This window comes from Flavobacteriales bacterium, assembly GCA_020435415.1.
In the GTDB taxonomy this organism is placed as follows: Bacteria; Bacteroidota; Bacteroidia; order JACJYZ01; family JACJYZ01; genus JACJYZ01.
The window spans coordinates 1-562 of record JAGQZQ010000188.1 but is presented as its reverse complement, the minus strand read 5'-3'; the positions used below and the strand labels follow the sequence as shown (position 1 = coordinate 562).

At 47.9% G+C, this 562-nt stretch carries 1 protein-coding gene; it reads left to right on the top strand.

Annotated features, from left to right (window positions below):
* The coding region (locus KDD36_15250; GenBank protein MCB0398005.1) for a gliding motility-associated C-terminal domain-containing protein at positions 1–495 on the top strand (495 nt) is incomplete at its 5' end.
* Between the last annotated feature and the right edge of the window lie 67 nt (positions 496–562).

The following is a 562-nucleotide window of genomic DNA, read 5'->3' as shown; positions in this document are numbered from 1 at the left end:
CCCAAGGAAGCACTCCTTATGAATCCGGTGATCAACTTCTTTGACAAGTCAAGTGATGCGATCAGCTGGCAATGGGACTTCGGTGACAGCACCTATTCAACCTCTCAGAACCCGATACACACCTATGCCGATACCGGTTGCTATCAGGTGAAACTGTACATCGAGAACCAATACGGTTGCCGGGATACCATTCCTGAAACTGTATGTATCAAGGATATCTCCAGCATTTATATTCCCAATGCATTCTCACCCAACGGGGATACACATAACGAATACTTCACGGTGGCCCAATACAACTACTGTGAATTCGAGATGTACATCTTCGACCGCTGGGGTAACCTGATCTTCAACACCACCAATCTGCAAGGTTGGGATGGTACTGCCAATAACAGTACGGAGATTGTGCAGGAGGATGTATACGTGTGGTTGGTGAATGCGGTGGATTGTTACGGCAACCACTGGAGAAGGATCGGCCATGTAACGGTGGTACGATAGCGCCATCCATACCAACATAACCAGCCAACCTTTCTCCAATATCTGCCTCAGAAGGTATCCAGGTCTA